The sequence below is a fragment of the Lapillicoccus jejuensis genome, assembly GCF_006715055.1.
Taxonomy (GTDB): Bacteria; Actinomycetota; Actinomycetes; order Actinomycetales; family Dermatophilaceae; genus Lapillicoccus; species Lapillicoccus jejuensis.
The window spans coordinates 3,730,388-3,755,728 of record NZ_VFMN01000001.1; the positions used below are offsets into that span (position 1 = coordinate 3,730,388).

Genomic DNA, 25,341 nt, shown 5'->3' on the forward strand with positions numbered 1-25,341 from the left:
TGGGTCGGGGGCAGTGGCCGGTACCGGCCGGGAACCCGTCACACGACGCGGGGCACCGGGTTCCCCGCCGCGACGATGCCCTCGCGCATCCGGACCCGGCTGAGCAGCACCCCGCCGACGACGAAGAAGACGACGAGGGCGACGAGGGCGTCGCGGTAGGACCCCGTCCACTGGTGCACGAGGCCGAAGAGCAACGTGCCGAACCAGCTCGTGCCGCGCTCCATCGCCTGGTAGAGGCTGAAGAACTCGGCCTCCCGGCCGCGGGGGATGAGCTGGCTGTAGAGCGAGCGGGACAGGGCCTGGCTGCCGCCGAGGACGATGCCGATGGCCAGGGCGAGGACGAGGAACACGGCCAGCTGCCGCTGCGGCACGAGGTAGGCGCCGAGCACGACGAAGGTCCAGGCGCCGAGGCTGCCGAGGACCGTGCGCCACGCGCCGACGCGCGCGGCCACCCGCCCGAGCAGCAGCGCCCCGCCCCAGGCGACGAACTGGACGAAGAGGAAGACCCCGAGGACGGTGGACTGCGGGAACCCGAGCTCGTCGCTGCCGTACAGGCTCGAGGAGCCGATGACGGTCTGGATGCCGTCGTTGAAGAACAGGTAGGCGAGCAGGAAGAGCAGCGTCTGCGGGTAGCGGCGCAGCTCGCGGAAGGTGTCGGCCAGCTGCACCACGCTGCCCCGTACGACGCCCCGGCGCCGCTCGACGGGGGTGGCGAGGGTGCCGGTCACCCCGCGCAGCCCGAGCACGGGGACGAGGGTGAACCCGCCCCACCACAGGCCGGCCGACAGCAGGCTGATCCGCGTCGACGTGGCCCGGTCGAGGCCGAGCCGGGTGTGGAACAGGTCGAGGAGGAAGTTGAGGGCGAGCAGCAGCCCGCCGCCGAGATATCCGAAGCCCCACCCGCGCGAGGAGACGCGGTCGCGGTCGTCCGGCCCGGCGATCCGCACGAGGAGCGAGTCGTACACCACGAGCGAGGCCCCGAGGCAGAGGTTCGCCACGACGAGCAGGCCCACCCCGAGCCCCCAGCTCGTCCCCGCCACGGCCACCATCGCCGACGCCGCCAGCGCCCCGACCCAGGCGAACCCGCCGAGCAGCCGCGTCGGGTGGGCGCTGCGGTCCGCCACCGCCCCGACGAGGACGAGCACCAGCGCCGACAGCAGCGTGGAGACCGTCGCCGTGTAGGCGTAGAGCGACCCCGGGTCGATCGGGAGCCCCAGCACGTCCAGCGTCGTGCGGCACCGCGTCTGGTCGGCGAGACCGGGGCACGCCGCGTTGCGGGCGACCGAGGTGAGGTACGGCGCCATGAGCACCGTCGCCGTCGTCGTCACGTAGGCCGAGTTGGCCCAGTCGTAGAAGAACCACGCCCGCTGCTCGCGCGTGGTCGCCGGGGCGGTCATGCGGGCAGCGTGGCACACCCGCGACCCCGCCCGTGGCGGCTCCGCACGACGCCGTACGGCGTGTCGGGAAGACCTCCTGGGCGGCGCGCGCGACCCTCGTAGCGGCCCGGGGACGGCCCCGGAAAGAGCCGGTCACAACATGGTCACAATAGTGCGGCGCTCTTACTTTTTACCGGGGCCGGTGGTCGGATGAGGCCACTCGGGAGGGCGGACCGCCAGGCCGCGCAGCACTCCCTGCCATCGTGAAAGGACATGGGTGAGCATGACCGACAGCTCGTCGACCCCGTCGACCACCGACCTCATGACGACGGCCGCGGCCGTCCGGCCGGGGAGGCGCGGGTTCCTCAAGCTCGCCCTCGCCGGCGCAGCGGCCGTGCCGGCCGCCTCGGCCCTCTCGGCCTGCGCGACGGGCGGTGGCAGCGGCTCGAGCGGGCAGGCCACCGTGGCCGGCCAGCAGAAGTCCGACTCCAACCCCTTCGGCATCGACCCGAAGGCCACCGTCGACGTCGTCATCTTCAAGGGCGGCTTCGGCGACCAGTACGGCATCGACGCCGGCAAGGCGTACGACACCCTCTGGAAGGGCAGCGGCGTCGCCAAGGTCACCTCGACGACGAAGATCAACACGCAGCTGCAGCCGCGCTTCGTCGGCGGCAACCCGCCCGACGTCATCGACAACTCGGGTGCCGACTCGATCTCCTTCGCCGGCATCCAGGACAAGGTCGAGACCCTCGACGACCTCCTCGAGGCGCCCGCCATCGGCTTCGAGGGCAAGAAGGTCAAGGACGTCCTCATCCCGGGCGCCACCGACCCGGGCACGTTCGACGGCAAGCTCCTGCAGATGAACTACTTCTACACCGTCTACTCCCTGTGGTACGGCGCGAAGCTGTTCAAGGACAACGGGTTCACCGCCCCCACCACGTGGGACGAGACGATGGCGCTCGGCGAGAAGGCCAAGTCCAAGGGCCTGTCGCTGTTCGTCTTCGGCGGTCAGAACGCCGCGAGCTACTACCACGAGTTCGCCATCTCGATGGCGGTCCGCCAGGGCGGCAAGGACGTCCTCACGCCGCTGGAGAAGCTCGACAAGGACAGCTACCAGCAGGACTCGGTCCAGGCCGCCTTCAAGGCGATCAAGGCCGCGGTCGACGCCGGCTACTTCCTGCCGGGCGGCTCGGGCATGATCCACACCCAGGCGCAGACCCAGTTCGTCCAGGGCAAGGCGCTGCTCTACCCCTCCGGCTCGTGGCTGGAGAACGAGATGATCGACATCACCCCGCAGGGCTTCGAGATGACCTCCCTGCAGGTGCCGGCCCTCGGGGCCAGCCCCAAGCTGGAGAAGGGCTTCCACGGCGCCGCCGGCGAGCCGTTCATCGTCCCCAAGGGCAAGAACCCCGCGGGCGGCAAGGAGTTCCTGCGCGTCATGCTGTCCAAGGACGCGGCGTCGAACACCTCGAAGCTCGTCAAGTCGGCCACGGTCGTCCAGGGCACCGTCCCGGACGACGGCTTCGGCTCGACCGCCCTCGCCTCGGCGACGAAGATCCAGAACGCCGGCCTCTCCGAGGTGTACGACTGGAGGTACAACACCTTCTACGGCATGGGCAAGGACATCGTGACCATCTGGAACACCTTCCTGTCCGGCGGCTCGAGCGTGCAGCAGCTCACCTCCTCGCTCCAGGGCCTGTCCGACAAGGTGCGAGAGGACCCGAGCATCAAGAAGTTCTCGGTGTCGTGACGGCTCCCGCTCAGGCGCCGGCGGCGGGGGGCAAGGCCCCCCGCCGCCGGCGGCCGCTCAGCTTCGACCGCATCTCGTTCTTCGCGGTCTTCCTGCTCGTGCCGCTGGCGCTGTACCTCTACCTCGTCGTCTCGCCGATCATCCAGGCGTTCTACTTCTCGCTCACGGACTGGTCGGGCTACGACAACAACCCCAACTTCGTCGGGCTGACCAACTACGTCAACCTCGTCCACGACGACCTGTTCTGGACGGCGCTGCGCAACAACATCGTGCTGGCGATCGTCCTGCCGCTGGTCACCGTCGTGCTCTCGCTGACGCTGGCCACCCTCGTCACCGTCGGCGGCAGCTCCCGCGGCCAGACCCGGGGCATCGGGGGATCGGGCTTCTACCGGGTCGTCTCGTTCTTCCCCTACTGCATCCCGGCCATCGTCACCGGCATCCTGTGGCAGCAGATCTACTCGCCGCAGGGCGGGCTGCTCAACGGGTTCCTCGACGTCATCGGCTTCCACAACCTGGCCAACACCCCGTGGTTGGGCGACCCGAACCTCGCGCTCGGCGCCATCGTGGTCGCCATCGTGTGGAGCTTCGTCGGCTTCTACATGGTGCTCTTCGTCGCCGCGATCAAGTCGATCCCGGCCGAGATCTACGAGGCGGCGCGCCTCGACGGCGCCGGACGTCTGCGTACGGCGGTCCGGATCACCGTCCCGCTCATCCGGGACAACGTCAACACGGCCGTCGTCTACCTCGCCATCCTCGGCCTCGACGCCTTCACCTACATGGCGGTGCTCGCCCCGAGCGGCGGGCCGGACAACCGGGCCCTCGTCGTGACGCAGTACCTCTACACGAACTTCACCAACGCCAAGTACGGCTACGCCATCGCCATGGGCGTCGCCCTGGCCCTCGTCACGCTCGTCGTGTCGATCGGGGTCCTGGTGTCCAGCCGCAAGCAGGAGGTCGAGCTGTGACCGCCGTCAGCGAGCGGCCCCGGGTCGCCGAGAGCCCGCGCGCCGCGAGCGGCGACGGCGGACAGGGGGAGCGCGGCGACCGCCGGTTCGCGGCCGTCTCGCACGTCGTCCTCACCCTGTGGGCGCTGGCCGTCGTCCTGCCGCTGCTGTGGACGCTGTTCAGCTCGTTCAAGGACAGCCGCTCGATCAACGTCTCGCCGTTCGCGCTGCCGGACACCTGGCACTGGGACAACTACGTGCGGGCGTGGAACACGATCGGGGTGGCGAAGTACCTCGCCAACACGGTCATCGTCGTCGGCAGCGCGCTCGTCCTCGTGATGGTCCTCGGCGCGATGTCGGCGTACGTCCTCGCGCGCTTCCGGTTCACCGGGAACGCGTTGGTCTACTACGTCATCCTGCTCGGCAACACGTTCCCGATCTTCCTCGCCGTGGTGCCGCTGTTCTTCGTGCTGAAGAACGCCGGCCTGCTCGGGACGTACCAGGGCCTGATCCTCGTCTACGTCGCCTACGCCTACCCCTTCACCGTCTTCTTCCTGCACTCGTTCTTCAAGACGCTGCCGAAGGAGATCTACGAGGCGGCGCAGGTCGACGGCGCGGGGGAGTGGCGCACCTTCTTCCAGGTCATGCTGCCGATGGCCAAGCCGGGGATGGCCTCCGTGGCCATCTTCAACTTCCTCGGTCTGTGGAACCAGTACCTGCTGCCGACGGTGCTCAACCCGGACCAGGACCACTACGTCCTGTCGCAAGGGCTCTACTCGATGGCCTCGCAGCAGGGGTACAACGTCGACTACGGCGGGCTGTTCGCCGCCGTCATCATCACCATCGCGCCGGTCCTGCTGATGTACATCGTCTTCCAGCGCCAGCTGCACGGCGGCGTGACCGCCGGGACGATGAAGTAGGCGCGACTACGACGGCGGGGCCTGCAGGGCGGCGTACCGCTCCCGCAGCCGGGCCTTGACCAGCTTGCCCGTCGGGGTCCGCGGGAGGTCGTCGGTGACGACGACCTCCCGCGGCACCTTGAAGTGGGCGATGCGTTCCCGGGCGTAGGCCACGAGCTCCTCCGGGAGCCGCTCGCGCGCCTCGAGGTCGAGATCCTCCGGCGGCTGCACGAAGGCGACGACCTTCTCGCCCAAGTCCTCGTCGGGCGCCCCGACGACGGCGACGTCGAGCACGTGCGGGTGCAGGCTGTAGAGGTCCTCGACCTCCTGCGGGTAGATGTTCACCCCACCGCTGATGATCATGAAGGCCTGCCGGTCGGTGAGGAACAGCCAGCCCTCGTCGTCGAGGTAGCCCAGGTCGCCCACCGTCGACCACGCGGGGTGGTCGGGGTGCTGCGCCGCGGCCGTCCTCGCCGGGTCGCCGTGGTAGGCGAAGGGCATCGCGTCGCGCTCGAAGAAGATCGTCCCGACCTCGCCCGGGGCCAGCTCCGCGCCGTCCGGGCCGCACACGTGCGGCACCCCGAGCAGCGGCCGACCGACGGTGCCCGGGTGGGCCAGCCAGTCCTGCGGGCCGACCTGCGTCGCGCCGTTGGCCTCGGTGCTCGCGTAGTACTCGTGGACGATCGGCCCGAGCCAGGCGAGGACCTGCTGCTTGACCTCGACGGGGCACGGAGCCGCCGCGTGGACGACGGTGCGCAGGCTGGAGGTGTCCGCGGCGCGCCGTACCTCCTCGGGCAGCTTGAGCAGCCGCACGAACATCGTCGGCACCACCTGGCTGTCGGTCACCCGGAACCGCTCGACGGCCTCGAGGAAGCGCTCCGGGTCGAAGCGCTGCATGAGCACGACGGTGCCACCCACGGCGTGCACGACGCCCATGAAGCGCAGCGGCGCCGCGTGGTAGACCGGGGCCGGCGAGAGGTAGACGGTCTCCTCCCCGTAGCCGTAGAGGCCACCGAAGATCGTCACGTAGCGGTAGCCGGGCTCGTCGACGGCGATCGGCGGCAGCGGCGCCTTGATCCCCTTGGGGCGCCCCGTCGTGCCGGAGGAGTAGAGGAAGTCGTCGCCGTGCGGCTGCCGCTCGAGCGGCTCGGCGGACGTCGCGTCGAGCGCCGCGCGGTAGTCGTCGTACCCGGGGACGGAGCCCCCGAAGGCGAGCCGGGTGCTCACCCGGTCGTCGAGCCGCAGGCGGGCGACGAGGTCGGCCTTGGCCGCCGAGACGACCAGCGCCTTTGCGCCGCAGTCGTCGACGACGTACGACGCCTCGCCGGGCGCGAGGTGGTGGTTGACCGCGGTGACGTACAGCCCCGAGCGCAGCGCGGCCCAGTAGACCTCGAACGCCTCGAGCCGGTTGTCGGACAGCAGCGCGACGACGTCGCCCTCGCGCAGCCCGCGCTCGTGCAGCAGCCGGGCCAGCCGGGCGCTGCGCTCGTCGAGCTCGCGGTAGGTCAGCCTCTCCCCGGTCTCGAGCAGGATCGCGGCCGGCTTGTCGGGGGTCGTCGTCGACCAGGTCCCGGGGTACATGCCGCGATCCTGTCAGCCAGCGGCGGGCACGGCCAGGGTCAGGCGATCGGCCTGGCCAGGACGACGAAGTGCAGGTCGTCGCGCAAGGCCCCGCCGCCGACCATGTCCGCGAAGGGGAAGGGACGGGTCTCGCCGGTGCGGGCGTAGCCGCGCCGCTCGTACCAGGCGATGAGCTCCTCGCGCTGGGCGATGACCGTCATCTCCATGGTCGTCGCGCCCCACGCCTCGGCGGCGTGCCTCTCCGCGGCGGCCAGCACGGCCCGGCCGACGCCCGCAGCCTGGAGCGCCGGCTCGACGGCGAACATGCCGAAGTAGGCGACGCCGTCGCCACGGTCCTCCACCTCGCAGCACGCGAGCAGGCCGCTCACCGTGCCCTCCTGCTCGGCGACGAGGACGACGGCGCGCGGCCGGGCCAGCTTGGCCCGCACCCCGGCCTCGTCGATGCGCTGGTCGTCGAGCAGCGCCGACTCCGTCGTCCACCCCTCGCGGCCCCGGTAGGCGCGGCGGACGAGGTCGGCGAGGGCGGGCGCGTCGGCGTCGGTCGCCGTCCGCAGGGTCGGGGTGGCCATGCGCCGTACTGTAGGCGGGTGGCCAGCAGCCCCGACGAGGAGCGTCGCCGGGCCCTCGTGCGCATGCGCCGGGTGCGGGACCGCATCGACCGCGAGTACGCGCAGCCCCTCGACGTCGAGGCGCTCGCCCGGGGCGAGCACGTCTCGGCCGGTCACCTCAGCCGCGAGTTCCGGGCGACGTACGGCGAGTCGCCGTACGCCTACCTCATGACCCGCCGGATCGAGCGGGCCATGGCGCTGCTGCGCCGGGGCGACCTCAGCGTGACCGAGGTCTGCTTCGCCGTGGGGGGCTCGTCGCTCGGCACGTTCAGCACGCGCTTCGCCGAGCTCGTGGGGATGCCGCCGTCGACGTACCGCGACCGGGCGCGGGACGGCGCGGTCGACCTGCCGTCGTGCGTGGTCAAGCAGGTGAGCAGACCGGTCAGGAATCGAGAAGCCCCGCTGGACACCGTCCCCCTAGCGTGACCGTCATGACGACACCGAACCTCAGCATCCACACCACCTTCCTGCCGCACGAGGACCCCGAGGCCTCGCTCGCCTTCTACCGCGACGTGCTCGGGTTCGAGGTCCGTCAGGACGTCGGGCAGGGCGCCATGCGCTGGATCACCGTCGCGCCGCCCGGCGACGCGGACGGCCCGGTGCTCGTCCTCGCCCCGCCGGTCTCCGACCCCGGGGTCAGCGAGCAGGAGCGGCGCACCGTCTCCGACCTCATGGCCAAGGGCAGCTGGGCGATGCTCATCCTCAAGACCCCCGACCTCGACGCGACCTTCGAGAAGCTCGCCGCGTCGGGAGCCGAGGTCGTCCAGGAGCCGATGGACCAGCCGTGGGGCGTGCGCGACGCCGCCGTCCGCGACCCGGCCGGCACGATGGTGCGCATCAACCAGGCGTGATGCGACAGGCTGCTCCCGTGAGCACCCCGCTGCCGGTCACCGACCGCACCCGCTTCACCCGCTACCGGGAGCGGCAGGTGACCGACCGACCGGCGCTGTACGACGTCCTCGACCACGCGCTCGTCGCGCACGTCGCCGTCGTGCGCGGGGAGGGGGAGCAGGCGGTGGCGGCGGTCCTGCCCGTCGCGTCCGCCCGGGACGGCGACTCGCTGCTGCTGCACGGGTCGACCGGGGCCGGGCTGCTGCGGGCCGCGGCCGAGGGCCGCACCGTCACCGCGACGGTCACGGTGCTCGACGGGCTCGTCGTCGCGCGGACCGTCTTCGACAGCTCGATGAACTACCGCTGCGCCGTCGTCTTCGGCGTCCCCGTCGTCGTCGCCGACGACGAGAAGGAGGCGGCGCTGCGGGTGCTGTCCGAGCACCTCGTGCCGGGACGGTGGGACGAGGTGCGCCGCCCGACCCGGCGCGAGCTGGCCGCGACCCTCGTCCTGCGGCTGCCGCTCGACGAGGCCAGCGTCAAGGTCCGCGCCGACGGCCCGGACGAGGACGAGCCCGAGGACCGGGGCGTGTGGGCCGGCGTCCTGCCGCTGCACACCGCGGTCGGGGCTCCGCGTACCGGCGACGACGTCCCCGCCGGGGTGCCCGTCCCGGCCTCCGTCCCGGCAGCCGCCGATCGGCTGGCGTCGTGGACGCCGCCGTACCGCTGACCGGACCGACGACCGAAGGAGAAGCACCGTGACCGACCAGCCGGCCGTGGCCGACACCCACGACGTCATCCGCGTCCGCGGCGCGCGCGAGCACAACCTGCGCGACGTCTCCCTCGACCTGCCCAAGCGCCGGCTCACCGTCTTCACCGGGGTCTCCGGCTCGGGCAAGAGCTCGCTCGTCTTCGCGACGATCGCCGCCGAGTCGCAGCGGATGATCAACGAGACCTACAGCAGCTTCGTCCAGGGCTTCATGCCGTCGCTCGCGCGTCCGGACGTCGACGTCCTCGAGGGGCTGACGACGGCGATCGTCGTCGACCAGTCGCGGATGGGCGCCGACCCACGCTCGACGGTCGGCACGGCGACCGACGCGTACGCGATGCTGCGGATCCTCTTCAGCCGAATCGGGACGCCGTACGTCGGCTCGCCGCAGGCGTTCTCGTTCAACGTCGCCTCGGTGAGCGGCGCGGGGGCGGTGACCTACAGCAAGGGTGGGCAGACGACGAAGGAGCGGCGCTCCTTCTCGGTCGTCGGTGGGATGTGCCCGCGGTGTGAGGGCCGCGGCTCCGTCCAGGACTTCGACCTCACCGCGCTGTACGACGCCTCGAAGAGCCTCGACGACGGCCCGTTCCTCGTGCCGGGCTACACGATGGACGGCTGGTTCGGCCGCATCTTCAAGGGCTCCGGGTTCTTCGACACGAGCAAGCCGATCGCGAGGTACACGAAGAAGGAGCTGCACGACCTGCTCTGGCGGGAGCCGACGAAGATCAAGGTCGAGGGGATCAACCTCACCTACGAGGGGCTCATCCTCAAGATCAAGCGCTCCATCCTGTCCAAGGACCTCGACGCGATGCAGCCGCACGTGCGGGCCTTCGTCGAGCGGGCGGTCACCTTCTCGACGTGCCCCGAGTGCGACGGCACGCGGCTGACCGCGCTCGCGCGGTCCGCCAAGGTCGGCGGTCTCGACATCGCGGCCGCGTCGGCCATGCAGATCACCGACCTCGCCGAGTGGGTCCGCGGGCTCGACGAGCCGTCGGTGGCGCCGCTGCTCGCGTCGCTGCGCGGGACCCTCGAGTCGTTCGTCGCAGTGGGGCTGGGCTACCTGTCGCTCGACCGGCCGGCGGGCACGCTGTCGGGTGGGGAGGCGCAGCGCACGAAGATGATCCGGCACCTCGGCTCGGCGCTCACCGACGTCACCTACGTGTTCGACGAGCCGACCGTGGGGCTGCACCCGCACGACGTGCAGCGGATGAACGAGCTGCTCATCGCCCTGCGCGACAAGGGGAACACCGTCCTCGTCGTCGAGCACAAGCCCGAGACCATCGCCGTCGCCGACCACGTCGTCGACCTCGGGCCGGGGGCCGGGTCGGCCGGCGGCGAGGTCTGCTTCGAGGGGACCGTCGACGAGCTGCGCCGCAGCGACACCGTGACCGGGCGGCACCTCGGTGACCGCGCCCGGGTCAAGGAGACGGTCCGCGAGCGGACGGGGGTGCTCGAGATCCGGGGAGCGTCGACCCACAACCTGCACGACGTCGACGTCGACCTGCCGCTCGGGGTGCTCTGCGTCCTCACCGGCGTGGCCGGGTCGGGGAAGAGCTCGCTCGTGCACGGCTCGGTGGCCGGGCGCGACGGGGTCGTGCTCGTCGACCAGGCGCCGATCAAGGGGTCGCGGCGCAGCAACCCGGCGACCTACACGGGCCTCCTCGAGCCGGTGCGCAAGGCGTTCGCCAAGGCCAACGGGGTGAAACCGGCTCTCTTCAGCGCGAACTCGGAGGGCGCCTGCCCCGCCTGCAACGGCGCGGGGGTGGTCTACACCGACCTGGCGATCATGGCGTCGGTCGCGACGACCTGCGAGGTGTGCGGCGGGAAGCGGTACGACGCCTCGGTGCTCGAGTACCGCCTGGGCGGCCGCGACATCAGCGAGGTGCTCGCCATGTCGGTCGCGCAGGCGCGGGCGTTCTTCGCCGAGGGGGAGGCGCGCACGCCGGCGGCCGAGACGGTCCTGACCCGGCTCGAGGACGTCGGGCTGGGCTACCTCACGATCGGCCAGCCCCTGACGACGCTGTCCGGGGGCGAGCGGCAGCGGCTCAAGCTGGCCACCCACCTCGGCGACAAGGGCGGCGTCATCGTCCTCGACGAGCCCACCAGCGGGCTGCACCTCGCCGACGTCGAGAACCTGCTCGCGCTGCTCGACCGACTGGTCGACGCGGGCCGGTCGCTGCTCGTCATCGAGCACCACCAGGCCGTCATGGCCCACGCGGACTGGCTCGTCGACCTCGGTCCCGGGGCCGGTCACGACGGTGGGCGCGTCGTCTTCGAGGGGACGCCGGCGCAGCTCGTGGCCGTCCGGTCGACCGTCACCGGCGAGCACCTCGCGGCGTACGTGGGGGCCTGACGGGTGATCCTGCCGCCGGTGCGCGACCCGCGGCTCGTCACCGTGCGCCGGGGCGGGACGCTGGGCGACGAGGACCACCGGCTGCTCGCGCTGTGGGCGGCGGACTGCGCCGAGCACGTGCTGGCGCTCTTCGAGGTGGCGTGTCCCGGTGACGAGCGGGTGCGCGAGGCCGTCGCGGCCGCGCGCTCCTGGGCGGCGGGGGAGACGGCGATGATGGCCGCGAGGGCGGTCGGCGGTCACGCCATGGGGGCGGCCCGGCCGCTGCGCGGGGCGCCGCGGTTCGCGGCCTACGCCGCGGGCCAGGCGGCCTGTGTCGGGCACGTCGCCGAGCACGACCTCGGGGCGGCGGCGTACGCGATCAGGGCGGTGACGGCCGCCGCCGATGCGGCGGGGGAGGACGGGGCGGCAGCCGGGGTGCGGGAGTGCGCCTGGCAGCGCGACCGGCTGCCGGGCGCCGTACGGGAGCTCGTGCTCGAGGACCAGGAGCGACGGAACGCGTTGTGCTGGAACGTGTTCACGAGGGGAGCAGGGTGAGACCTCCGGACGCGCACTTCGCCGACCCGCGCCAGGCGGTGCTGTACGACGACCTCGACGGGTCGCGGGAGGACCTCGACGCCTACCTCGCCCTCGTCGACGAGCTGGGCGCCCGCACGGTGGCCGACGTCGGGTGCGGGACGGGGTCGCTGCCGGTGCTGCTGGTCGCGAGGGGGATCGAGGTCGTCGGCGTCGACCCGGCCAGGGCCTCGCTCGACGTCGCCCGGAGCAAACCGGGGGCGGAGCGGGTCCGCTGGGTCGAGGGCGACGCGACGGCGCTCGTGGGGCTCGGCGTGACCGCGGACCTCGCCGTCATGACCGGCAACGTCGCGCAGGTCTTCGTCGACGACGCCGACTGGGACGCGACGCTGACCGCGGTCGCGGCGGTGGTGCGCGACGGCGGGTGGCTCGTCCTGGAGACGCGCCGGACGGCGGCCCGGGCCTGGGAGGGCTGGGACGTCGAGCCGACGCCCGTCGACCTGCCCGACGGTCGGACGGCGCTGGTGTCCCGGCAGGTGACCGAGGTGGCGCTGCCGCTCGTGACGTTCACCGGACGGGTCGAGCTGGAGGGTGAGGTGCTGTCCTCGACGTCCACGCTGCGCTTCCGTGAGCGGGACGAGCTCGGACGTGACCTGGCCCGCCACGGGTTCGCCGTCGCGGAGGTCCGGCAGGCCCCGGACCGGCCGGGGCTCGAGCACGTCGTCCTGGCCCGCCGGGTGGGCTAGCCGAAGTCGCCGCTCGCCACCTCGGTGTCGGTGCCGAGGATCGCCGCGACGCAGCGGGCGGCGACGGCGTCCGGTTCGAGGCCGGTCGGCATGGACGGCGGGTCGCCGGCGATGGCGCGGGTGGCCAGGCCGGTCTCGGTGTGCGGTGGGCGCAGGTCGAGGACGCGCACCTTGGAGCGGCGCGACTCGACGCGGACGGCGGTGAGGTACGACGAGAGGGCGGCCTTCGTGGCGCCGTACGCCGCCATGTTCGGGAACGGTCGCTCCGCCGGGACACCGGTGAGGGCCGCGACGACGCCGCCCGGGCCGAGCACCCCGAGCGCCGCCCGGACGAGCCGCACGGGAGCGAGGAAGTCGAGCAGGGTGAGGTCGTCGAGGGTGTCGTCGTCGAGCCGCGCCGCGGGGCCGAAGGCGACGACGCCCGCCGCGTAGACGACGCCGTCGAGCCGTCCGTGGCGCTGCGTGGCGGCGTCGACGAGCTGCTGCGGCAGGGCGGGCTGGCGCAGGTCGCCGGTGAGGCGGTGCGCCCCGTCGAGGTCGAGCCGCGCGAGGGACTCGTCGGAGCGCCCGTGGGCGCTGACGGTTGCACCGGCGTCCGCGAGGCCGCGGGCGATCCGGGAGCCGAGGGCGCCGCTGGCGCCGACGACGAGGAAGGACTGGCCGGAGGCGTCGGTCATGACGCCATCGTCACCCGACGGGGGCGCCCTTGTCCCGCCACTCTCCTCAGGGTCCGCTCGCCCCGGCCGATGACCCGTGCGCAACCCGTGCACCCCCCAGGAGGCTCCATGGCGACGGACGACGGGCCCCTCCCGGCCCAGGCGGTGGTCGGTCGCCAGGCGATCGCGGACCGGAGCGGTGCGACGGTCGGCTACGAGCTGCTCTTCCGGGCGAGCGGGGCCGCGGACGCGGCGGGCGACGAGTACGAGGCGGCCTCGATGACCGCGGACGTCGCGCTCAACGCCATGACCATCGGCCTCGACGTCGTGACCGACGGTTCGCTGGCCTTCTGCAACATCGACCAGTCGGTGCTGACGGGGGAGCTGCCGATGCTGTTCCCGGACCCGCGCCGGGTCGTCCTCGAGGTCCCCTCCGGCCTGGGGGCCGACGTCGAGGCGGTGGACGGCTGCCGGCGTCTCGTCGAGCAGGGGTGGACGCTCGCGCTGGACGGCGTCGACGGGGGAGAGGACGACCGGTCGCTGCTCGAGCTGGTCGACGTCGTCAAGGTCGACGTCGGCCGCCACACCGCCGGGGAGCTGGCGGACCTCGCCGCGCTCGCCCGGGACCACGACACCCGCGTCCTCGCGCAGCGGGTGGAGACCGCCGAGCAGCACGCGACGGCGTACGACCTCGGCTTCGACCTGTTCCAGGGCTACCTCGTCGACCGGCCCGTCGTCGTCACGGGTCGGGCGCTCGAGCCCGAGGGCCTGTCGCGGCTGGCGATGGCCTCGCTGATGCTCAAGTCCGACCTCGACGTCGGCGAGGTCGTCGACCTGCTGCGCACCGACCCCAGCCTCGCCGTGGGCGTCCTGCGGCTGGCGTCGATCGGTCGGGCGGGGGAGACCAGGCGCAGGGTCGCCTCGCTGCGCGACGCCGTCGTCCTCGCCGGCACCCGGCAGATCCAGAACTGGATGAGCGTGATCCTGCTGCGTCCGTGGCGCTCGGAGGGCCGCAGCCGCTACCTCGACGTGCTCGTCCGCGCCCGCTCCGTGGAGAACCTCGCGGCGGGCCTCGGCCTGGGCTCGCGGGACGTCGCCTTCGCCGCCGGGATGCTGTCCGCCCTGGACCTGCACCTCTCGATGTCCGTCGACCAGCTCCGGCAGTTCCTCGACGTCGACGAGACCCTCGCGCTGGCCGCCTTCGGTGAGCCGGTCACGGGCGCCCGGACGACGCCGCTGTCCCACGTCGTCCGCGCGGCCCGGGACTACCAGCTCGGGCTGGCGCCGTCCCCGGACGCCCCGGTCCCGGTCCCGGACCTCGAGGCCGCCTTCGCCGACGCGTTCTCGTGGGCGGGGACGACGCTGCAGCAGCTGGACACGGCGCAGCGACGGAGCGCGTAGCGCGGGCTAGCCTGCAGCCGGTGGAGGAGCGGACGGTCCGGACGGCGGGGGTCGACGACGTGACCCATCTCGTGCGGCTGCGGGCGGAGATGTTCGCGTCGATGGGGGTCCCCGCCGACGGCGCGGCGTGGCAGGAGTCGGCCGCGTGCTGGTTCCGCGAGCGGCTCACCGACCCCGGCCACCGGTTCGTCCTCGTCGAGGTGGAGGGCGCGGTCGTCGCCTGCGCGGTCGGCAGCATCCGGGACGCGATGCCGTCGCCGTCCGTGCCGGCCGGGCGCGACGTGCTCGTCGGCAACGTCTGCACCGACCCGGCCCACCGGGGCCGCGGTCACGGCCGCGCGGCCTTCGAGGCGGTGATGGCCTGGGCGGCGGCCACAGGGGTACGGCGCGTCGAGCTGCTCGCCACCGCGCAGGGCCGGGGGATGTACGAGGCGGCCGGGTTCGCCGAGACGGCGTGGCCGGCGATGCGGGCGACCCTGGGCTGACGGGCGGGGCCCGGGTCGGGACGGGATCAGGGCGCGGCGTCGGCGGGTCGCGCCGCGTCGAACGCGTGCCGCCGGGCGTGCAGGACGCCCTGGACGAGCGCGCCCTGCAGCGGGGCGTCGACGTCGAGGCGCGACAGGCGGATCTCGGGGACCGGCAACGGCAGCCGGGCCGCGAGGTGCGCGCGCAACGGCTCGAGCAGCAGGTCGCCGTTGCGGCCGATCCCGCCGCCGAGCAGCACCAGCGGCGGGTCGAGGACGGCGACGACGGCCGCGACGGCCAGGGCCAGTCGCTCGGCCTCGCGCTCCACGACCTGGGCGGCGACGGGGGAGCCGTGCCGGGCCGCGTCGAAGACGGCCTGCGCCGAGGGCAGGTCGAGGCCGAGGTCCTGGGCGGCGCGCACGATGGCCGCGGACCCGGTCAGCTCCTCGATCCGGGTGGGCCCCGCCGTGGGGGAGGGGTCCGCCGGCAGGTAGGAGATCTCGCCGGCGGCGCCTCGGGCCCCGCGCAGGACCCGTCCGTCCTCGACGATGCCCATGCCGAGGCCGGTCCCGACCGAGACGAGGACGAAGGACGGACCCGGCGCGTCCCTCTCGGGCGAGGGGTCGGCCGGGGACTCTAGCGCGTCCAGCTCGGCGAGGGCGGCGAGGTTGATGTCGTTGTCGACCAGCAGCGTGCCGGGCAGCCCGGCCCGCAGCCGTCGCAGCACGGCGGGACGGTCCCACCCGGGCAGGTTGGGGGCGAGCCGGATGACGTCGGCGGCGGCGTCGTACACCCCGGGGCTGCCGAGGACCGTGTGGCTGACCCTTCCCCGGTCCGCTTCCGGGCACAGCCGCGCCGCGAGACGCAGCACCTGGTCGACGAGGGCGCGGGCCGACCGCCCGTCCGCGTCGGACTCGGCCCGGCCGACCACAGCGCCGGCGAGGTCGACCCTCGCCGCACGCACCCGGTGCCGGCCGACGTCGACGGCCAGCGCGCCGCCGGCGGACGCCTCGAGCGCGAAGATGCGCGGCGACCGCCCGGTGGCGCCGGAACGCCGGCCGCTCTGGCGGACCAGGCCCACCTCCTCGAGCCGGGCCAGGGCCAGGCCCACCGTCGGCTTGGACAGACCCGTCGCCTCGACGAGGTCCGGCGCCGACAGCGGACGACCCAGCCCGAGGACGTCGTACACGACGCGCTCGTTGGCCAGCCGCACGGACCTCGTCGAGCTGACCGGCGAGCTCAGCCTGGACACCGACACCGGGTGATCATCGCACCGACCGGACGTCGTCGGGTCAGGACCCTTGTCATTCGGAAGACTCTCTTACTAATGTGCCTCCCAGCGACGACGGCCGAGGAGGGCTCGCCACGATGACTGCCAGCACGGGAACGGTGGAGCAGGGTCAGGAGGGGCACTTCCGACGTCGGGTGGGCCCCTGGTCCGCGACCGCCATCAACATGACGCAGATGTGCGGCATCGGGCCGTTCGTCACGATCCCGCTCATGGTGGCGACGATGGGCGGCCCGCAGGCCGTCTTCGGCTGGGTGATCGGGGCGGTCCTCGCCCTGGCCGACGGGCTGGTGTGGGCCGAGCTCGGGGCGGCGATGCCCGGTGCGGGCGGGACCTACCTCTACCTGCGCGAGGCCTTCCAGTACCGCACCGGCAAGCTCATGCCGTTCCTCTTCGCGTGGACCGCGGTCATCAGCATCCCGCTCATCATGTCCACCGGCGTCATCGGACTGGTCCAGTACCTGGGATTCTTCTTCCCGGACATGAGCTGGCTCGAGGTGCACGCGATCGGCCTGCTCGTCGTCGCCGTCGTCATGGTGGCGCTGCTGCGTCGCATCGAGTCGATCCGGCTGCTCACGACGGCTCTGTGGGTCGTCATGATCGTCACCGTCGTGCTCGTCATCGCCGCCTGCTACACCCACTTCGACGCGAGCCTGGCCTTCACCTTCCCGCAGGGGGCGTTCCGGGCGGGCGGTCCGTTCTTCACCGGGCTCGGCGCCGGGCTGCTCATCGCGGTCTACGACTACCTCGGCTACAACACGACGGCCTACATGGGTGACGAGCTGCGCGACCCCGGCCGGTCGATGCCGCGCTCGATCATCGTCTCGATCCTCGCGATGATGCTCGTCTACCTCACCCTCAACGTCGGCGTCATGGGCGCGGTGCCGTGGCAGGAGGTCGCCTCGTCGAGCTCGGTGGCCAGCCTCGCGGTGACCCGCAGCTGGGGCCACGGCGCCGCTGCGCTGGTCACGGTCCTCATCATCGTCACCGCCTTCGGGTCGGTGTTCGCCGGGCTGCTCGGCGGGTCGCGGGTGCCCTACAACGCCGCCCGCGACCGGGTCTTCCTGCCCGCCTTCGCCCGGCTCTCGCCGAAGGGCGGCTACCCGTCGGTGGCCCTGGTCTTCATGGGCGTCGTCACCGCGGCCGGCTCGCTGCTCGACCTCACCACCGTCATCAACATGCTCACCGCCGTGGCGGTCATCGTGCAGTCCATCGCCCAGGTGGCGGCCCTGGTGGTCCTGCGCCGCCGGCAGCCGACGCTGCGCCGGCCCTACCGGATGGCGCTCTACCCGCTACCGGCCGTCGTCGCCCTCGTCGGCTGGGCGTACGTCTACGTCTCGGCCACCCCGCTGTCGATCGGCCTGTCGCTGCTCTGGATCGTCGCGGGCGTCGTCGCCTTCCTCGTCTGGGCCCGGGTGCGACGCTCCTGGCCCTTCGGCCCCATCGAGGTGCGCGAGGCGTACGTCGAGCTGCAGGAGCACGGCGTCGACGCGCGCGACGAGGACGAGCACGCCGAGCCGCCCGCGGTGACCGCGTGACCCTCGCCGCCGCGCCGCTGCTGCTCGGCGTCGACGTCGGCGGCACCAAGGTCCAGGTCGCCCTCGCCCGTCCCGACGGCACCGTCGTCGACCGGCGGACCGGCCCGACCCGGGCCGCGGACGGCGCCGAGCAGGTGGTCGCGCGGGCCGCCGACCTCGCCCGGCAGCTGCTCACCGCGCGCGCCGGCCGGCTCGTCGCGGTGGGCGCGGTCTGCCCCGGCGTCCCGGGACCGGACGGCGTCCTGCTCGCGCCGACCATCGACGGCTGGGAGGACCTGCGCTTCGCCGACGCCCTGCGGCAGCGGCTGGGGCGGCTCGTCGGGCCGGGCGTCCCCGTCGCCGTCGGGAACGACGTCAAGGCGGGGGCGGCCTCCGAGGCCGCGTCCGGCGCGCTCGTGGGCAGCCGGTGCGGGGTCTACCTCAACCTCGGCACCGGGCTCGCCCTCGCGGTCGTCGTCGACGGCGTCGTCCTCTGCGGCGCGCACGGCGTCGCCGGCGAGATCGCCTACCAGCTGGTCGCGCCGGGCACCCCCGGGGCGCGCGACGGCCGGGCGCCGCTGGAGGAGGCGGTGAGCGGCCGGGTCCTCGACGACCGGGCGGCCGCCGCCGCGGGGCGCCGTACCACCGGGGTGGAGGTGCTGCTCGGGGACGACGTCGCGCTGCGCGAGTCGCTCGAGCCGGCGCTGGCGCTGCTCGACCTCGCCCTCGTCAACGCCTGCTGCCTGCTCGACCCGGACGTGGTCGTCGTCGCCGGGGGACTGGTCCGCGCCGGCGACGTGCTGCTCCCGCGGCTGCGGCGCGCGCTCGAGCGGGGCGTGCCGGTCCCGCCCGTCGTCGTCCCCGCCCACCGCCCGTACGACGCCCCGCTGCACGGGGCGCTGCTGCTCGCCGAGCGCGCGCTCGGGGAGCACGCCCCCGCCGTCCTCGAGGAGCCCGCATGAGACCCACGACCCGCGCCCGGTGGTCGATCGTCGTCGTCGCCGTCCTCGCGGCGCTCCTGCCGGCCGTGTCGTCCTCACCCGTCGCGGGTGCCGCCGTGGCGACCGGTCCGACGTCCGTCACGAGCACGCCCGACCCCGCCCTGGTGGCGCTGGCCGCCGCCGTGCGTGCCCACGCCCCGGCCGACGTCGGGACGACGACGGTCGGGCTGGGCGGGTGGCAGGTGGCGAGCACGGCCGACGACCACGGCGCCGGTGGGGCCGTCTCGCGGGTGGGCTACCCGACCCGGGGCTGGCTGCCGGTGCGGCCCGACGACGCCGGCGCCCCCGGCACCGAGATCACCGCGCTGCTGCAGAACGGGGTGTGCCCGCACGTCTTCTTCTCCGACACGATGCGGCGCTGCTTCGGCACCCAGACCACGGGACGCGAGACGGTCGCCCGGTTCGCCGTGCCCTGGTGGTACCGCACGACCTTCGCCACCCCCGCCCGCTCCGGCCACGTCGAGCTCGTCGTCAACGGTGTCGTCGGCGAGGCGGACGTGTGGGTCAACGGGCACGAGGTGGCCACCCACGACGAGGTGACCGGCGCCTACACGCAGCACCGGATCGACGTGACCGCGCTCGTGCGCCCGCACGGACAGAACGTCCTGGCGATGAAGGTGCACCCGAACGACCCCCTGCGGATGTTCACCGTCTCCGACATCGACTGGAGCCAGATCCCACCCGACCAGAACACCGGCATCCAGTTCCCGGTGCAGGTGCGCGGCAGCGACGACGTCGCGCTCGACGACGCGCACGTCGTGCAGGACACCGCGGCTGATCTGTCGAGCACCCGTCTGAGCGTGCTGGGGACGGTGTCCAACAGCGCCGACCGGCCCCGACGGGCGACCGTGGCCGCCGTGGTGGTCCCGCCGGACGACCGGACCGAGCCCGTCTACGCCACGACGGAGGTCCTCGTCCCGGCGCACACGAGCCGCGCGGTGGCGATCACCCCCGCCGACGCACCGTCCCTGGTCCTGCACCACCCCGCCGTGTGGTGGCCCTACCGGATGGGTGGCCAGCCGCTCTACACGACGGTGACGGCGCTCCTCTCCGACGGGCACGTCGTGGCCAGCACGACGAGCCGGCTGGGGATCCGGACCGTCTCGAGCCGGCTGGTGGGTCCCTCGACCCTTGCGCCCGACGGCGTGCGCCAGTACACCGTCGACGGGCGGCCGATCGTGCTGCGCGGCGGCGGGTTCCAGCCCGACCTCTTCCTGCGCTACTCCGCCGCCGACACCGACCAGCAGATCCGGCTGCTGCGCAGCGCCGGGCTCGACACCATCCGGGTCGAGGGGCACTTCATGCCCCAGGACTTCTACGACCGGATGGACGCCGCCGGCATCCTCGTCGCCTCGGGCTTCTCCTGCTGCGACGCGTGGGAGCTGCCGACCGACCAGCCGGTGAGCGCGCCGGACCTGCGGGTGCTGGGCGACTCGGCGGCCAATCTCGCTCGCGTCCTGCGCGACCACCCGTCGGTGTTCACCTTCCAGTGGAGCGACAACAATCCGGTGCCGGCGCAGGAACGGGTCACGCTCGCCGCGTTCCACGCCGAGGACCTCGACGTGCCGGTCATCGCCTCGGCGGAGAACAAGTCGACGCCCCGGCTCGGGCCGGCGGGGGAGAAGGAGGGTCCCTACGACTGGGTGCCGCCGAGCTACTGGTACGACCGGACGCACACCAGCTACGCCGACGACCCGAGCCTGACCAACGACGGTGGAGCCTGGTCGCTGGACAGCGAGCAGAGCGCCGGGCACACGGTGCCGACCCATGACTCGATGAACCGCTTCCTCTCCGCCGACGACCAGCGGCGTCTGTGGCAGGACCCGACCGCGAACCAGTACCACGCCAACGCCGAGACCGGCACGACCGGCTACGCGTTCGGGACCCTGGCGAACTTCGACGCGGCGCTCCGGGCCCGGTACGGCACCTGGTCCGACCTCGACGGCTACGTCCGCGAGGCGCAGCTGGCCAATTACGAGAACGTGCGAGCCCAGTTCGAGGCCTTCATCCTGCATTCCCACGACGCCGCTTCCCCGTCGACGGGGACGATCTACTGGATGGCCAACAAGGGCTGGCCGACCCTGCTGTGGGACCTCTACAACGCGGACTACGACCAGGCCGGGAGCTTCTTCGGTGCCCAAGAGGCGAACCGGGCGCTGCACGCCATCTTCGACCCGGCCACCGGCACGGTCGCCGTCGACAACCTCACCGGGTCCGGGGTGAGCGGGCTGTCGGTGACCGCCGACGTCGTCCGCCCCGACGGGACCGTCCTCGACCGCGGCCGGGGGGCCGTCGGGACGGTGCCGTCCGAAGGGCTGCGCACGGGCGTCGTCCACCTCACGGTGCCCGCGGCGACGGCGCCGCCGCAGCGCGCGACGACGTACCTCGTGCGGCTGGTCCTGCACCGCGACGGGCGGGTCGTGGACCGCAGCACCTACTGGTACTCGACCCAGGCCGACGTCGTCGACTGGCCCGCAACGCTGGGCAACCCGCAGGCGACGATGGTGCGGTACGGCGACCTCACCGGGCTTCGGGACCTGCCGACGGCGACCGTGCGGATGTCGTCGACGACGACATCCGCCGGCGGGTGGTCGCGGACCACGGTCACGCTGGAGAACACCTCACCCCGGGCGACCGCGCTGTTCCTGCGGGCCGACGTGCGCCGGGGCCGGGCCGACGGGGCGCCGTACGGCGGCGACGACCAGGTGCGGACGGCGACCTGGGACGTCGACGACGTCAGCCTGGCGCCGGGGGAGCGGCAGGTGCTGACCGCCACGTACCCGACCGAGGACCTGCAGGGCGCCGCGCCCGTGGTCACCCTCACCGGCTGGAACGTCCGCTCGGCACATGGACGGGGGTGACGCGGGTAGACAGCACCGGTCCCCGGCCCACCCCCAGGCCCACCCCGGCCGGAACCCGTTCGACCCTCACCGAAGGACGGCACGACATGCGCACCCGACTCACGGCCCTCGTGGCCTCCACCGCCGTCGCCGGCGGCCTCCTGCTCGGCACCGCCGGGCCCCCGGCTCTCGCCTCGACGGTGGCCGGCCCGTCCTCGACCAGCGCGACGGCGCAGCCGTCACCGGCCCAGCGCGTCCTGCCGACGCCCACCTCGCTCGTCACGCGGACCGGCACCCTGACGTTCTCCCGCGCCAGCGTCATCGACGTCGGCGCGCACGCGCGCCCGGACACCCTCCAGGTCGCCCAGGACCTGGCCGCGTTCCTGCGCACCCCCACCGGGTACCCGTGGCGGGTCGTGCGCGGTGGCTCGACCGGTGACGCCGGACGGGTCGTCCTCGCCGTCGGCGGCCCGAGCGGTCTCGGCACGGAGGGCTACCGGCTCGATGTCGACGGGACGAGCGCCCGGCTGACCGCGCCGACCGCGGACGGCCTCTTCCACGGCGTGCAGACCCTGCGGCAGCTGATGCCGCCGTCCGTCGAGGCGGCCACCGTGCAGGCCGGCGCGACCTGGAGCGTGCCGCAGGTGCTCGTCACCGACACCCCGCGCTACCCCCTCCGCGGGGCGATGCTCGACGTCGCGCGCCACTTCATGACCGTCGGCGAGGTCGAGCGCTACCTCGACGCGATGGTGCCGCTCAAGCTCAACACCTTCGTCCTGCACCTCGCCGACGACCAGGGGTGGCGCCTCGCCATCCGCAGCTGGCCCCGACTGGCGACGTACGGCGGGGCGATCGAGACGGGCGGGACGCCCGGCGGCTACTACACGCAGGCGCAGTTCCGGCAGCTCGTCGCGTACGCCGCCGCGCGGCACATCACCCTCGTGCCGCAGATCGACCTGCCCGGGCACACCAACGCGGCGCTGGCCAGCTACGCCCAGCTCAACTGCGACGGCGTCGCACCCCCGCGCTACACCGGCACCGACGTCGGGTTCTCGTCACTGTGCGCGAGCAAGCCGGTGACCTACCGCTTCCTCGACGACGTGCTGAGCGAGATCTCGGCCCTCACGCCCGGTCGTTACGTGAGCATCGGCGGCGACGAGGCGCACAGCACGACGGCGGCCGACTACACGAAGATGGTCGACGCGGCGCAGCGCATCCTGCACCGCAACGGCAAGCAGATGTGGGGCTGGCACCAGACCGCGGCGGCCGACCCGGCGAGGGGCAGCGTCGCCGCGTACTGGGGGACGGCCGGGTCGGACGCCGACATCGCGCTGGCCCAGGAGGCGGCGGCCAAGGGGGAGCGGCTGGTCATGGCACCGGCCGACCACGCCTACCTCGACATGAAGTACGACGCGAGCACGCCGTACGGGCAGGACTGGGCCGGGCTGGTCTCCGTCACCGACTCGTACACGTGGGACCCGGCGACGCTGGTGCCCGGGGTCCCCGACTCGTCGATCGCCGGCGTGCTCGCCCCGGTGTGGACCGAGACGCTGCCCTCGATCGGCCCGGTCGAGTACATGGCGTTCCCGCGGCTGGCCGGCATCGCCCAGCTCGGCTGGTCGACCCAGCGCAGCCACGACCTCGAGGCCTACCTCGTCCAGCTCGCCGCGCAGGCGCCGCGGTGGGAGGCGGCGGGGGTGCGGTTCTACCGGGCCCCCGAGGTCGCCTGGCGGCGCTTCGGGGGCTGAGCGACCGGGCTCAGGCGAGCCGGGGCAGGGCCGGGTTGGCGTCGGACGCGGCGACGTCACCCGGCTCGAGCCCGGGCAGCCAGGTGCGCAGGTCGTTGACCTGAGCGGGGTTCGCCGGCGGCCGCACGACCAGGCCGTCGGCGAACCAGATGACGGTCATCACCTCACGCATCCGGGTGGCGGTGTTGCCCAGGGCCTGGTGCACCGTCCACCCGGAGTGGAAGGAGGCGTCGCCGGCGCGCATCGCGACGGGCTCGTCGACGGCGAGCCCGCGCTCGTGCACGAGCCGCTCGAAGTGGTCCTGCGACGCGTCGGAGATGCCGATGTCGGACAGCGGCCCGTCGTGGTGGCTGCCGGCGGCGAACGCGAGCCCGCCGTGGGCCGGGGTGATGTCGACCAGCGGCATCCACATCGTCAGGCACCGGTTGCCGTCGAGCGGCCAGTACTGCGCGTCCTGGTGCCACGGGGTGTAGCCGCCGCCGGGCTCCTTGAACAGCGCCTGGTCGTGGTAGAGCCGCACGCGCTCGACGCCGAGCAGCGCCGCGGCGACACCGGCGAACCGGGAGGCGTGCACGAAGCGGGCGATGTCCGCGTCCTCGGTCCACAGGTTCATCGCCTGGACGAAGGCCATGCCGTAGCGGTCGCGCTCCTCCAGCGGAGGCAGATCGACCAGACGGCGCTCGACGGCACGGGCGATGGCCGGGCGGAACGCGTCGGCCTCCTGCGAGGTCGCCACCTGGCGCAGGCGGACGAAGCCGTGGTGGCGGAAGTGGTCGACCGCGTCGTCGGGGACGGGGTACGGCGTGGTGAGCTCGGGGAGACTGGTCGTGGTCGTCATGACGCACAGTCCACTCCGGCCTCGGACGCTGGTCCCGGTACGTCGTGGTCGCGGGGGACGTCCTGGTTGACTGCCGGTGTGAGCCGGACGAGCAGGACGCCGTACGGGGCGTCGTACGGGGGCCTCGTGCACGTGCTCGCCGCCGGCCGGCTGGTGGGTGGTGGGGGACTGCCCGTGGGGTCCGTACGACGGCACCCGCACTGGGGCTTCACGTTCGTCACCGCCGGGACCGGGCGCTACCGGGACGCCGACCACGACGAGGTCGTCGCGGCCGGGACGCTGGTGGTCGTGCGGCCCGGGCGGCCGCACTGGTACGGGCCGGACGGCGGCGGGTGGGACGAGGTGTTCGCGGTGTTCGACGGGCCGGTGGTCGAGGCGGCGGACCGTGCGGGGCGGCTCGGGTCCACGCCGCTGCTGCGGCTGCCGGTGCAGCCGTGGGCTCAGCGGCTGGGGGTCTTCGCGGGTCGGGCGCGACCGGTCGACGACGGGTCGCGGGCGGCGGAGGGGTTGCGGCTGCTGGCGATGCTCGTCGAGGCCGCGGGCGCCGCGGCGCCGGCGTCCGCCCCCGGGAACGACGCGGGGGAGGGGGAGGGGTGGCTGCGCCGGTCGTGCGCCCTGCTCGAGGCCGACCTCGCCGGAACCGTCGACCTGCGAGGCGTCGCGGCACGGGCCGAGATGCCGTACGAGACCTGGCGGCGACGGTTCCGCAGCGCGACCGGGTCGAGCCCGTACGCCTACCGCGCCGACGCGCGACTGCGGGCCGCGACCGAGCTGCTCACGCACACGCCGCTCGCGGTGAGGGAGATCGCGGCGAGCACCGGGTTCACTGACGAGCGGCACCTCATCCGGCGGTTCCGCGAGCACACCGGCGTGACGCCGCGAGCGTTCCGCGACGGGCTGATGGACCGGGGCGGACGCACCGACAGGCAGTGCGGGGTCGCGTGGCCCTGAGCATGCGCCGCGGTCCGCGGACGCTGGCCACTGCCTGTTGGTGCGGACGGGCCCCCGGGGCCAGGATGCTCGAGTGTTCGCCGACCTGTGGCCCCCGTACGGGATCGTCCTCACTACGCCGCGGCTGGTGCTGCGGCTCCCGGACGAGGCCGAGCTCGTCGCCCTCGCCGAGCTCGCGGCGACCGGCCTCCACGCGCCGGGGGAGCGGCCCTTCCTCACGCCGTGGACGGAAGGGACACCTCATTAGCGGGCCCGTTCCGTGCTGCAGG

At 73.4% G+C, this 25,341-nt stretch carries 23 protein-coding genes; 17 read left to right on the top strand and 6 right to left on the bottom strand.

The annotated features are described in order from the left end of the window. Positions 1-38: 38 nt before the first annotated feature. Entirely contained in the window at positions 39-1,397 is a 1,359-nt protein-coding gene (locus FB458_RS17280; RefSeq protein WP_141849593.1) for an MFS transporter, read from the bottom strand. Between the two features lie 262 nt (positions 1,398-1,659). Here FB458_RS17280 and ngcE point away from each other — a divergent pair, with 262 nt between their 5' ends. Genes ngcE through FB458_RS17295 form a run of 3 tightly spaced genes read left to right on the top strand, consistent with a single transcriptional unit; the run spans position 1,660 to position 4,990 of the window. Beyond that, a complete protein-coding gene (ngcE, locus tag FB458_RS17285) occupies positions 1,660-3,126 on the top strand; it encodes an N-acetylglucosamine/diacetylchitobiose ABC transporter substrate-binding protein (RefSeq protein WP_246061325.1) in 1,467 nt (488 codons plus the stop codon). Next, the gene (locus FB458_RS17290; RefSeq protein ID WP_141849594.1) at positions 3,123-4,091 is read left to right on the top strand and encodes a carbohydrate ABC transporter permease; all 969 of its coding nucleotides are present in this window, start codon (positions 3,123-3,125) and stop codon (positions 4,089-4,091) included. The genes ngcE and FB458_RS17290 overlap by 4 nt, the downstream gene beginning before the upstream one ends. Continuing rightward, on the top strand, positions 4,088-4,990 hold the full coding sequence (locus FB458_RS17295; protein ID WP_141849595.1) for a carbohydrate ABC transporter permease: 903 nt from the start codon (positions 4,088-4,090) through the stop codon (positions 4,988-4,990). The genes FB458_RS17290 and FB458_RS17295 overlap by 4 nt, the downstream gene beginning before the upstream one ends. A gap of 6 nt (positions 4,991-4,996) precedes the next feature. Here the strand turns inward: FB458_RS17295 and FB458_RS17300 are convergent, their stop codons facing one another. Together FB458_RS17300 and FB458_RS17305 are read right to left on the bottom strand one after the other, a co-directional pair. Further along, entirely contained in the window at positions 4,997-6,550 is a 1,554-nt protein-coding gene (locus FB458_RS17300) for an acyl-CoA synthetase (protein WP_141849596.1), read from the bottom strand. Positions 6,551-6,588: 38 nt separating this feature from the next. After that, positions 6,589-7,119 carry a GNAT family N-acetyltransferase gene (locus FB458_RS17305; RefSeq protein WP_141849597.1) on the bottom strand — a complete coding sequence of 177 codons (531 nt, stop codon included), beginning with the start codon at positions 7,117-7,119 and terminating at the stop codon, positions 6,589-6,591. A 63-nt stretch (positions 7,120-7,182) separates the two neighbouring features. Here FB458_RS17305 and FB458_RS17310 point away from each other — a divergent pair, with 63 nt between their 5' ends. Genes FB458_RS17310 through FB458_RS17335 form a run of 6 tightly spaced genes read left to right on the top strand, consistent with a single transcriptional unit; the run spans position 7,183 to position 12,367 of the window. Then, on the top strand, positions 7,183-7,584 hold the full coding sequence (locus tag FB458_RS17310; RefSeq protein ID WP_141850673.1) for a helix-turn-helix transcriptional regulator: 402 nt from the start codon (positions 7,183-7,185) through the stop codon (positions 7,582-7,584). Positions 7,585-7,589: 5 nt separating this feature from the next. Next, positions 7,590-8,009 carry a VOC family protein gene (locus tag FB458_RS17315; protein ID WP_141849598.1) on the top strand — a complete coding sequence of 140 codons (420 nt, stop codon included), beginning with the start codon at positions 7,590-7,592 and terminating at the stop codon, positions 8,007-8,009. Between the two features lie 17 nt (positions 8,010-8,026). After that, on the top strand, positions 8,027-8,716 hold the full coding sequence (locus FB458_RS17320; protein ID WP_211356084.1) for a pyridoxamine 5'-phosphate oxidase family protein: 690 nt from the start codon (positions 8,027-8,029) through the stop codon (positions 8,714-8,716). Positions 8,717-8,744: 28 nt separating this feature from the next. Further along, positions 8,745-11,108 carry an ATP-binding cassette domain-containing protein gene (locus FB458_RS17325; RefSeq protein WP_141849599.1) on the top strand — a complete coding sequence of 788 codons (2,364 nt, stop codon included), beginning with the start codon at positions 8,745-8,747 and terminating at the stop codon, positions 11,106-11,108. 3 nt (positions 11,109-11,111) lie between these two features. Further along, positions 11,112-11,642, top strand: coding sequence for a putative immunity protein (locus FB458_RS17330; RefSeq protein WP_141849600.1), 531 nt, complete (start codon positions 11,112-11,114; stop codon positions 11,640-11,642). Beyond that, a complete protein-coding gene (locus FB458_RS17335) occupies positions 11,639-12,367 on the top strand; it encodes a class I SAM-dependent methyltransferase (RefSeq protein ID WP_141849601.1) in 729 nt (242 codons plus the stop codon). The genes FB458_RS17330 and FB458_RS17335 overlap by 4 nt, the downstream gene beginning before the upstream one ends. Here the strand turns inward: FB458_RS17335 and FB458_RS17340 are convergent. Further along, positions 12,364-13,044 carry an SDR family NAD(P)-dependent oxidoreductase gene (locus FB458_RS17340; protein ID WP_141849602.1) on the bottom strand — a complete coding sequence of 227 codons (681 nt, stop codon included), beginning with the start codon at positions 13,042-13,044 and terminating at the stop codon, positions 12,364-12,366. The two genes, FB458_RS17335 and FB458_RS17340, sit on opposite strands and share 4 nt — an antisense overlap. A gap of 108 nt (positions 13,045-13,152) precedes the next feature. Here FB458_RS17340 and FB458_RS17345 point away from each other — a divergent pair, with 108 nt between their 5' ends. Then, a complete protein-coding gene (locus FB458_RS17345) occupies positions 13,153-14,424 on the top strand; it encodes an EAL and HDOD domain-containing protein (RefSeq protein WP_170185722.1) in 1,272 nt (423 codons plus the stop codon). Between the two features lie 20 nt (positions 14,425-14,444). Then, entirely contained in the window at positions 14,445-14,909 is a 465-nt protein-coding gene (locus tag FB458_RS17350) for a GNAT family N-acetyltransferase (RefSeq protein WP_211356085.1), read from the top strand. Positions 14,910-14,935: 26 nt separating this feature from the next. Here the strand turns inward: FB458_RS17350 and FB458_RS17355 are convergent, their stop codons facing one another. Beyond that, positions 14,936-16,147 (bottom strand): ROK family transcriptional regulator, encoded by a 1,212-nt coding sequence (locus FB458_RS17355; protein WP_141849604.1) that lies wholly within the window; start codon positions 16,145-16,147, stop codon positions 14,936-14,938. Positions 16,148-16,257: 110 nt separating this feature from the next. Between FB458_RS17355 and FB458_RS17360 the strand changes: the two genes are divergently transcribed. From FB458_RS17360 to FB458_RS17375, 4 genes are all read left to right on the top strand, one after another. Beyond that, positions 16,258-17,715 carry an APC family permease gene (locus FB458_RS17360; protein WP_141849605.1) on the top strand — a complete coding sequence of 486 codons (1,458 nt, stop codon included), beginning with the start codon at positions 16,258-16,260 and terminating at the stop codon, positions 17,713-17,715. Next, on the top strand, positions 17,712-18,656 hold the full coding sequence (locus FB458_RS21450; RefSeq protein WP_170185723.1) for an ROK family protein: 945 nt from the start codon (positions 17,712-17,714) through the stop codon (positions 18,654-18,656). Before FB458_RS17360 ends, FB458_RS21450 begins: the two co-directional genes overlap by 4 nt. After that, positions 18,653-21,556 carry a glycoside hydrolase family 2 protein gene (locus FB458_RS17370; protein WP_141849607.1) on the top strand — a complete coding sequence of 968 codons (2,904 nt, stop codon included), beginning with the start codon at positions 18,653-18,655 and terminating at the stop codon, positions 21,554-21,556. Before FB458_RS21450 ends, FB458_RS17370 begins: the two co-directional genes overlap by 4 nt. Before the next feature lie 86 nt (positions 21,557-21,642). Further along, the gene (locus FB458_RS17375; protein WP_141849608.1) at positions 21,643-23,283 is read left to right on the top strand and encodes a beta-N-acetylhexosaminidase; all 1,641 of its coding nucleotides are present in this window, start codon (positions 21,643-21,645) and stop codon (positions 23,281-23,283) included. A 10-nt stretch (positions 23,284-23,293) separates the two neighbouring features. Here the strand turns inward: FB458_RS17375 and FB458_RS17380 are convergent, their stop codons facing one another. After that, positions 23,294-24,121, bottom strand: coding sequence for a phytanoyl-CoA dioxygenase family protein (locus FB458_RS17380; RefSeq protein WP_141849609.1), 828 nt, complete (start codon positions 24,119-24,121; stop codon positions 23,294-23,296). A gap of 78 nt (positions 24,122-24,199) precedes the next feature. Here FB458_RS17380 and FB458_RS17385 point away from each other — a divergent pair, with 78 nt between their 5' ends. Then, a complete protein-coding gene (locus tag FB458_RS17385) occupies positions 24,200-25,072 on the top strand; it encodes a helix-turn-helix transcriptional regulator (RefSeq protein ID WP_170185724.1) in 873 nt (290 codons plus the stop codon). Positions 25,073-25,145: 73 nt separating this feature from the next. Beyond that, on the top strand, positions 25,146-25,319 hold the full coding sequence (locus FB458_RS21670; RefSeq protein WP_211356086.1) for a hypothetical protein: 174 nt from the start codon (positions 25,146-25,148) through the stop codon (positions 25,317-25,319). Positions 25,320-25,341: the final 22 nt, after the last annotated feature.